At 67.7% G+C, this 7,419-nt stretch carries 6 protein-coding genes; all 6 read left to right on the top strand.

All coding sequences use genetic code 11. The features are described 5' to 3' along the window. The coding region (locus tag B3349_RS12980; RefSeq protein WP_291589203.1) for a ferredoxin reductase family protein at positions 1 to 1,112 on the top strand (1,112 nt) is incomplete at its 5' end. A gap of 845 nt (positions 1,113 to 1,957) precedes the next feature. Continuing rightward, positions 1,958 to 2,944: a TRAP transporter substrate-binding protein gene (locus tag B3349_RS12975; RefSeq protein ID WP_291589201.1), complete on the top strand. Its 987-nt coding sequence runs from the start codon at positions 1,958 to 1,960 to the stop codon at positions 2,942 to 2,944. Positions 2,945 to 3,163: 219 nt separating this feature from the next. Further along, positions 3,164 to 4,423 (top strand): hydantoinase/carbamoylase family amidase, encoded by a 1,260-nt coding sequence (locus B3349_RS12970; RefSeq protein ID WP_291589199.1) that lies wholly within the window; start codon positions 3,164 to 3,166, stop codon positions 4,421 to 4,423. Positions 4,424 to 4,508: 85 nt separating this feature from the next. After that, a complete protein-coding gene (gene relB, locus B3349_RS12965; RefSeq protein ID WP_291589197.1) occupies positions 4,509 to 5,483 on the top strand; it encodes a type II toxin-antitoxin system RelB family anti-toxin in 975 nt (324 codons plus the stop codon). Further along, positions 5,480 to 6,172 carry an orotate phosphoribosyltransferase gene (locus B3349_RS12960; RefSeq protein WP_291589196.1) on the top strand — a complete coding sequence of 231 codons (693 nt, stop codon included), beginning with the start codon at positions 5,480 to 5,482 and terminating at the stop codon, positions 6,170 to 6,172. Before relB ends, B3349_RS12960 begins: the two co-directional genes overlap by 4 nt. Positions 6,173 to 6,544: 372 nt before the next feature. Beyond that, complete coding sequence (locus tag B3349_RS12955; protein ID WP_291589195.1) at positions 6,545 to 7,306, top strand: YdcF family protein; 762 nt, start codon at positions 6,545 to 6,547, stop codon at positions 7,304 to 7,306. Positions 7,307 to 7,419 lie beyond the last annotated feature (113 nt).

Below are 7,419 nucleotides of genomic sequence, written 5' to 3'. Positions count from 1 at the left end.
ACCGCCTGCACAAGTGGCTGGGCATCGCCGCGCTGGTGTGGGCGGCGCTGCACTGGTGGTGGGCCAAGGGAACCAAGTGGATGGTGGGCTGGGGCTGGCTGGAGAGGCCGGCCCGCAAGGGCCATGCCGCCGAGGCGATGGGCAGCATCGAAGCCTGGCTGAGCAGCCAGCGGGGTCTGGCGGAATCCGTGGGCGAGTGGACCTTCTACCTGGCCGCCGTGCTGATGGTCCTGGCCCTGGTGCACCGCTTTCCCTACCACCTCTTCGTCAAGACCCACAAATGGCTGGCGCTGGCCTACCTGGCCCTGGCCTACCACTGCGTGGTGCTCACCAAGTCCGATTACTGGACGCAGCCGGTCGGTGTGGTGTTGGGGGGCTTGCTGCTGGGCGGCAGCGCCGCCGCCGTGCTGGCCCTGGCGGGGCGGATCGGTGCCGGACGCAAGGTGCAGGGCCGGATCGAGGCCCTGACTGAGTACCCTGCGCTGCGCGTGCTGCAAACGACCGTCGCACTGGAGGCCGGCTGGCCCGGCCATGCGGCGGGGCAGTTTGCCTTCGTCACCTCGGATCGGGCGGAAGGCGCGCACCCCTACACCATTGCCTCGGCCTGGAACCCGGCGGAGCATCGGCTCACTTTCATCACCAAGGCGCTGGGCGACCACACCAGCCGCCTGCGGGAGCGGCTGAAGCCCGGCATGCCGGTCACGGTGGAAGGCCCTTATGGCTGTTTCACGTTTGAGGATGGGTTGCAGCACCATATCTGGATCGGTGCAGGCATTGGCATCACGCCCTTTGTCGCCCGTCTGAAGCACCGCGCCGTCCACCCGCGCACCCGGACGGTGGATCTGTTCCACCCCACGGCCGACTACGAACAGGCTGCGATAGACCAGCTGACGGCCGATGCCACAGCCGCGGAGGTGCGCCTGCATCTGCTGGTCGATGGCCAGGATGGACGCCTGAACGGCGAGCGCATCCGGGCTGCGGTGCCGCAGTGGCGGTCCGCCAGCATCTGGTTCTGCGGCCCGGCAGGGTTTGGCCAGGCGCTGCGCGAAGACTTCTGTGCCCACGGCCTGCCGCCCGAACGGTTTCACCAGGAGCTGTTTCAGATGCGCTGAGCTTCGGCGATGGTGCCGGGCCGACGCAGGAGCGGGCATGGCGCTGCGTGCACGCAAGCACAACGGTGGTCCGATGGGCCAGTGAGAGGGCCATCATCGGGATTGCCGAAGGGGCAAGCAGGAAAAAGAGGGGGAAGGCGCGCGAGGCAGCGCGGCAGAGGAGGCACGCTGGCGCTGGCGAGATGGAGTCGGTCGTGCTTTGAAAAAAGTGCTTGGCTAACCGGGCGAACCGCTGGCTAGCAAAAACGCTTTGCAGACCCGAAGGCCTGCGAGGCGCCCCACGATGAAACTCGCGAGCAGCAGTAGAGGTTGCCGCTCGTTGGAATGAAGTATATTGGATAACAAGAATCATTCGCAATTAACCCTGCGCCAAGCAGGGATGTCGGCGCGTGCTGAAGGTGGACTCACCTGGCAGCGCGGGCCACGGCGCCAGGTGCGGTCGTCTGTTGGCGGTACGGCGGGCATCGAAGGCGGCAGGCAGGGCGCCTGGTTGCAACGGCCGCGCCGTGGAGTGCTGAGGCACGGGGCACACAGCACGGGCATGGGCATGAAGGAGCTCCAGGGGGCGCTCCCAGCACCACTCGCTACCTACTATCTGCTATCTGCCTGCACCCCACGCCCGGCGTGCCATTTGTGCGCTGTGGCGGGCGCGCGGCAGCCGACCTGTCCTGTGCTTCGGGTTGGGGGGCATCTGCGTTTGCGTGGCGTGGCCGGACGGCTTGCATCGATGGCAGTGGTGTAATCGCCCAGCGAAACAGTCTCTACCGTCCGTCCGCTGTGTCGGGCGGGCCTCTCTAGAATCCTCCCCGCACGTCCCGTCGCTATAACTAAGGAGATCCCCTGTCATGCGTTTTTCCCGTCGCACTCTGGTGGCCAGTTCGGCTGCAGCTTTGCTGGGCCTGTCCAGCCTGACCGCTGCCGCTGCCGGCAAGGAAGTCAAGATCGGCTATGCCCTGGCCCAGGCTTCGCACTTTGGCGCGGCCGCCCAAGGCTGGTCCGGCTATGTGGAAAAGGCCACCAACAACGCCTTCCAGTTCAAGCACTTCCCCTCCAGCGCCCTGGGTGGCGAGCGCGAGCTGATCGAAGGCCTGCAACTGGGCACCGTGGAAGCGGCCGTGGTGTCCACCGGCGCCCTGAGCAACTTTGTGGCCGACGTGGGCGTGGTGGACATTCCCTTTCTGTTCCGCGACCTGGGTCACGCCCGCAATGTGCTGGACGGCAAGTTCGGTACCGACCTGCTGGCCAAGTTCCAGCAGCGCGGTCTGATCGCGCTGGCCTGGGGTGAGCAGGGCTTCCGCCACCTGAGCAACAACAAGCACGCCGTCAAGAGCGTGGCGGACATGAAGGGCCTGAAGATCCGCGTGACGGAGAACCCGGTGCACATCACCGCGTTCCGCGCGCTGGGTGCCTCGCCCACGCCCATGTCCTGGCCGGAAGTGGTCAGCGCCCTGCAGCAAGGCACCATCGACGGCCAGGAGAACCCGATCTCCGTGCTGACCTCGGCCAAGCTGTGGGAAGTGCAAAAGCACCTGTCGCTGACAGCCCACGTCTACGCCCCCATGGTGCTGCTGGTCTCGCCCAGCTTCTGGAACGGCCTGAACGCCCAGCAGAAGGCCGCCTTCACCGAAGGTGCCAAGATCGGCGGCAAGGCGTCGCGCACCTTTGTGGATGAGGTGGAGAAGAAGGGTGTGGAAGAGGCCCGCAAGCACGGCATGGCCGTGGTGGACAACGTGGACCGCGCCGCATTCCGCAAGGCGCTGGACAAGCCCTACGAGCAGTTCGCCAAGAAGTTCGGCCAGAAGACGCTGGACGATATCGCTGCCACCAAGTGATGGGCGCCGCGGCCGTGCGCGCGGAGCGTGCGCTGCCTGTGCGGTTGCCACCCGGGCCTGCTGCGTGCAGGCCTTTTTTGCGCCCGCCTTGTATCAAAAAAGATATTTCAAATTCCTTCGGATGTTTGTGGCATTCAAAGTTCGTATCTTTTTCGAGATTATCATGTTGCCTTAGCAACCCCTGTCGGGTCGCGCACAGTGCGCACCCTCTCTCTCCCCATGGAATTGCAGACTTTCCAGCCGCTGGCGACGCAGCTGTTCGCCGACATCCGTTCCCTGACTTTCGACGGCGTGGGGGTCACCCGCGCCAGCTACGGGCCTGGTGAAGACCTGGCGGCCCAGCACCTGGAGACCTTCGCCCAGGGCGAAGGCCTGGAAGTGGCACGCGACCGCGCGGGCAACCTCGTCTTCAGCGACCCGGCGGACAGCCGGGACGTGCCGGCCGTGTGGGTGGGCTCGCACATGGATTCCGTGCCCCAGGGCGGCAACTACGACGGCCTGGCCGGCATCGTGGCCGGCCTGCTGGTGCAGGTGGCGGCGCGCCGTGCGGGCGTGCAACTGCCGGTGCCGCTGAAGGTGGTGGGCTTTCGCGGCGAGGAAAGCGCCTGGTTCGGCAAGGCCTATATGGGCTCGGGCGCGCTGTGGGGCAAGCTCACGGCGTCCGACCTGGAGCTGCAGCGCCGGGGCGACGGCAAGACCTTGCGCGAATGCATGCAGGCCAGCGGTGCCGATGTGGAGGCCATTGCCCGGCAGGAGAAGCTGCTGGAGCCGCGCGACATCCGCGCCTATGTGGAACTGCACATCGAGCAGGGCCCGGTGATGGTGGCGCGCAAGATCCCGCTGGGCGTGGTCAGCGGCATCCGCGGCAATGTGCGCCACAACCTGATTGGCTGCGTGGGCGAGGCCCAGCACAGCGGCGTGGTGCCGCGCTGGCTGCGCCACGATGCGGTGTTTGCCGTGGCCGACCTGATCATGCGCCTGGACACCCACTGGCGTGCGCTGCTGGAGCGTGGCACCGACCTGGTGGTGACCTGCGGCGTGCTGCAGACCAACCCGGCCGAGCATTCCATCTCCCGCGTGCCGGGCTATGCCAGCTTCAGCCTGGAGGCGCGCAGCAAGAGCATCGACACACTGGAAGCCTTCTACCAGCTGGTGCAGGCGGAGATGCGTTCCATCGAACGCGAACGCGGTGTGCAGTTCCAGCCCGACCGCCGCCTGCTCAGCGACCCGGCGGTCACCGATGGCCAGCTGTCCGAGCTGCTGTCCCGCGCCTGTGCCGCACGCGGCATTGCCCACGAGAGCATTCCCAGCGGTGCCGGCCACGATGCCGCGCTGTTTGCCAACGGCGGCGTGCCCAGCGCCATGCTGTTTGTGCGCAACCAGAACGGATCGCACAACCCGCATGAAGCCATGGAGATGGACGACTTCATGCAGGGCGTGCAGGTGCTGGCCGATATGTTGGAGGCACTGCCCGCCTGAACGCACGCACCGCATGCCGCACGCTGCGCATCGCACGCCACGCATCGTTATAGTGCGCGCCAGCCCGTGATTTGCTGCTCCTTCCATGACGTCCACCGCCACCATTCTTTCCGCTGACAGTCCCCGCCCGGCCATCGACTATGCTGGTCTGGGCGACCGTCTGCGTGCCTACCGCATCGGTGCCGGCCTGCAGGCCGACGATGTGGCGGCGCAGCTGGGGGTGTCGCGCGCGGTGGTTTACCGCATGGAAAAGGGCGAGATCGTCAAGATCGATACGCTGGAGCGCCTGGCCGCCTTGCTGGGCACCAGCATGGCCTCGCTGCTGGGCGTGGAGACGGAGTACTACGCCAGCGCGCTGGCGCTGTTCGAGCGCATGCGCCAGCTGGAGGAGAAGTCCGACCGCATCCTGGCGCATTTCGAGCCCATCTCGCTGCTGCTCACGTCCGATGCCTACCTGGGCCATCTGGGACAGATGCTGTACGAAGGCCTGCCCGCCACGCTGCTGGCGGATGAGGCGGCCCTGCGCCGCCGGGAAATCGCCCGCATGCTGGAAGTGCTGCAGGAGCGCCGGCGCGACTTTGCGCTGCGCAAGCCGCAGATCGTCAGCCTGGTGGGCCTGCGCGAGCTGGAGCGCTTTGTGCTGACCGGCCTGGTCGGCCGCGTCGATCTGCCCGCTGCCGTGCGTGCCCAGCGCGTGCAGGCGGCCTGCGACGAGGTGCTGCGCATGGCCGACCTGATGGACAGCGAGCCCTGGCAGGTGCAGGTGGGCCTGGTGGACGACGCCATGCCGTCCGCCACCTACCAGCTGCTGCGGGGGCCGCAACACCACGTGCTGCTGCACAGCCCGTTCCGCCTGGGAGAGCTGCCCAATGTGCGCAACGGCATTGCCATGGTCACCACCTCGCCCGAAGCCGTGCGCCTGCACGAAAACATGACCCAAACCCTGTGGAACGCCGCCTGCAAGGGCCGCGAAGGGGCCCGCCGGCTGCGCGCCCTGGTGGCGCGCATGGCCGCTACACAGCCCCCGCCACCGGCCACTGCTTACCCTGATACACCATGAACACCTCCATCTCCGCTGCTTCCTCCCCCCTGTCCAACCAGCAGTTTCTGCGCCGCCAGGCCGCCGGCTGGCTGCTGTATGCCGGCTGCGTCGACGCCCGCACCACCGACCCGTTCCGCCTGCCTTCGGGCTGGACCACGCCGGTCTATATGGACGGCAGCCGCCTGATTTCCTTCCCCACCATCCGCCGCGAGCTGATGAAGCAAGGCCTGCAGCGCCTGCTGGACGCTGGTGCGCTGCAGGGGCTGAGCGGCGTGGCCGGCGGCGAATCCAGCGGCATCGCCTTTGCCGCCTGGCTGGCCGAGAAGATGGACCTGCCGCTGCAGTACGTGCGCAAGCGCGCCGTGGGGGTGCGCCAGATCGAAGGTGTGGTGGAGCAGGGCGGCAAGGTGCTGCTGGTGGACGATATGGTGTCCGCCGGCCAGTACAAGCTGAGCTTCATCGATGCGCTGCGCGCCGAAGGTGCCCGCGTGGAAGACCTGTTTGTGGTGTTCGACTACGGCTGCCTGGGTGCGGCCCCGGTGCTGCAGCAGCACGGCGTGCGCGTGCACGCCCTGTGCGACTGGCGCGATGTGCTGGAACAGGCCCGTGCCCGGGGCCAGTTTAGCGACGCGGCCCTGCAGACCTGGGAAGAGTTCCTGCAGGCGCCGGCCGAATGGTCTATCGCCCATGGCGGCGTGGGGCAGTAAGAGCCGCTCACACCACCCTTGATACGTCGTTGCTTTGCCTGGTCGTACTTTGGTACTGCCTGCGGCTTCGCGCCTTGTCTCCAACGCAAACCTGCGGTGTGCTGGGCCGTGTTGGCGGCTCTCAGCGCCGCCACCAAAGACAGGGGCCATCGGCCTCTGCCGCACACGGCCTGGGGTGAGGCTGTGTTCCGCCCGGGAGCGCGTGCATGCACCTTCCGGGCGCGCTTCCTGCGCCCATCCCATGTCCTCCCCCTGACCAATCCACGGCCCTGCAGGCCGGCTGCTGCGCTGCACCCCGCAGTCCTTGGGGCCTGACGGCCGACGGACGGGCTGCATGGGACAGAATCCCTCCCTACCAAGAGAGGGAGTGAGATGTTTGTTCTGTCCAAATTGCTGTCGGCCGTCACCCAGCCGGCGTTCTGGCTGCTGCTGCTGTGGCTGCTGAGCTTGTTGTTGCCGGGGCGCCTGCAGCGGCTGGCGCGCAGGCTGCAGTGGACGGGGCTGGCGGCGCTGGCGCTGCTGGGCTTCACGGCGCTGCCCGATGCCTTGCTGCGTCCGCTGGAGAACCGGTATCCGGTGCCTTCCGAGGCGCAGCGGGACCAGGCCGCCGGCGTGATTGTGCTGGGCGGGGCCTTCGAGCGGGCCGCGATTTTGCAGGACCGCCTGCAGGTGCCACTGGGGCACGGCGCCGAGCGCATGAGCGTGCCGGCCGGCTGGATGCACCGCAACCCGCAGCTGCAGCTGGTGTTTTCCGGCGGTGAAGGGCGCCTGCTGACCACCGGCGTGACGGAGGCGGACATGGCCGGACAGTTCTACACCGAGCAGGGCCTGGACATGGGCCGCGTGCAGCTGGAAAACGGCGCCCGCACCACCCGTGAAAACGCCCAGCGCGTGGCGGCCTTGCTGGGCGCGCGTTGCCAGCAGCCCTGGCTGCTGGTGACATCGGCCTGGCACATGCCGCGCGCCATGGAAGAGTTCGCCGCCACCGGCTGCCAGATCACCCCGTACCCGGTGGATTTCCTGACCGCGCAGAGCACACCGTGGACCGAGTATTCGCTGGCCCACGGCCTGCTGCGCTGGCAGACCGCGCTGCACGAATGGCTGGGGTTGCTGGCCTACCGTGTGACGCGCTGAGGGCGTCGCCCGTCGGGCGGCCGGGGCCGGGCGCGTGCCCGGCTGCTATGGCGGTGCCATGGCCGCAGCGCCGCTGTCGCCCGGTCGGGCACCGGAAGGGGCCTGGCACGTGG

The organism is Comamonas sp. UBA7528 (genome assembly GCF_002479375.1).
Taxonomy (GTDB): Bacteria; Pseudomonadota; Gammaproteobacteria; order Burkholderiales; family Burkholderiaceae_C; genus Comamonas.
Note: the sequence above shows the minus strand (reverse complement) of the source record. Positions and strands in the feature narration are given on the sequence as shown.

Bases quoted from the DNA above. Each gene is read 5' to 3' on its own strand.
- B3349_RS12960 (WP_291589196.1), top strand. From the start codon at position 5,480: ATGAACACCTCCATCTCCGCTGCTTCCTCCCCCCTGTCCAACCAGCAG.
- B3349_RS12955 (WP_291589195.1), top strand. From the start codon at position 6,545: ATGTTTGTTCTGTCCAAATTGCTGTCGGCCGTCACCCAGCCGGCGTTC.
- B3349_RS12970 (WP_291589199.1), top strand. From the start codon at position 3,164: ATGGAATTGCAGACTTTCCAGCCGCTGGCGACGCAGCTGTTCGCCGAC.
- B3349_RS12975 (WP_291589201.1), top strand. From the start codon at position 1,958: ATGCGTTTTTCCCGTCGCACTCTGGTGGCCAGTTCGGCTGCAGCTTTG.
- relB (WP_291589197.1), top strand. From the start codon at position 4,509: ATGACGTCCACCGCCACCATTCTTTCCGCTGACAGTCCCCGCCCGGCC.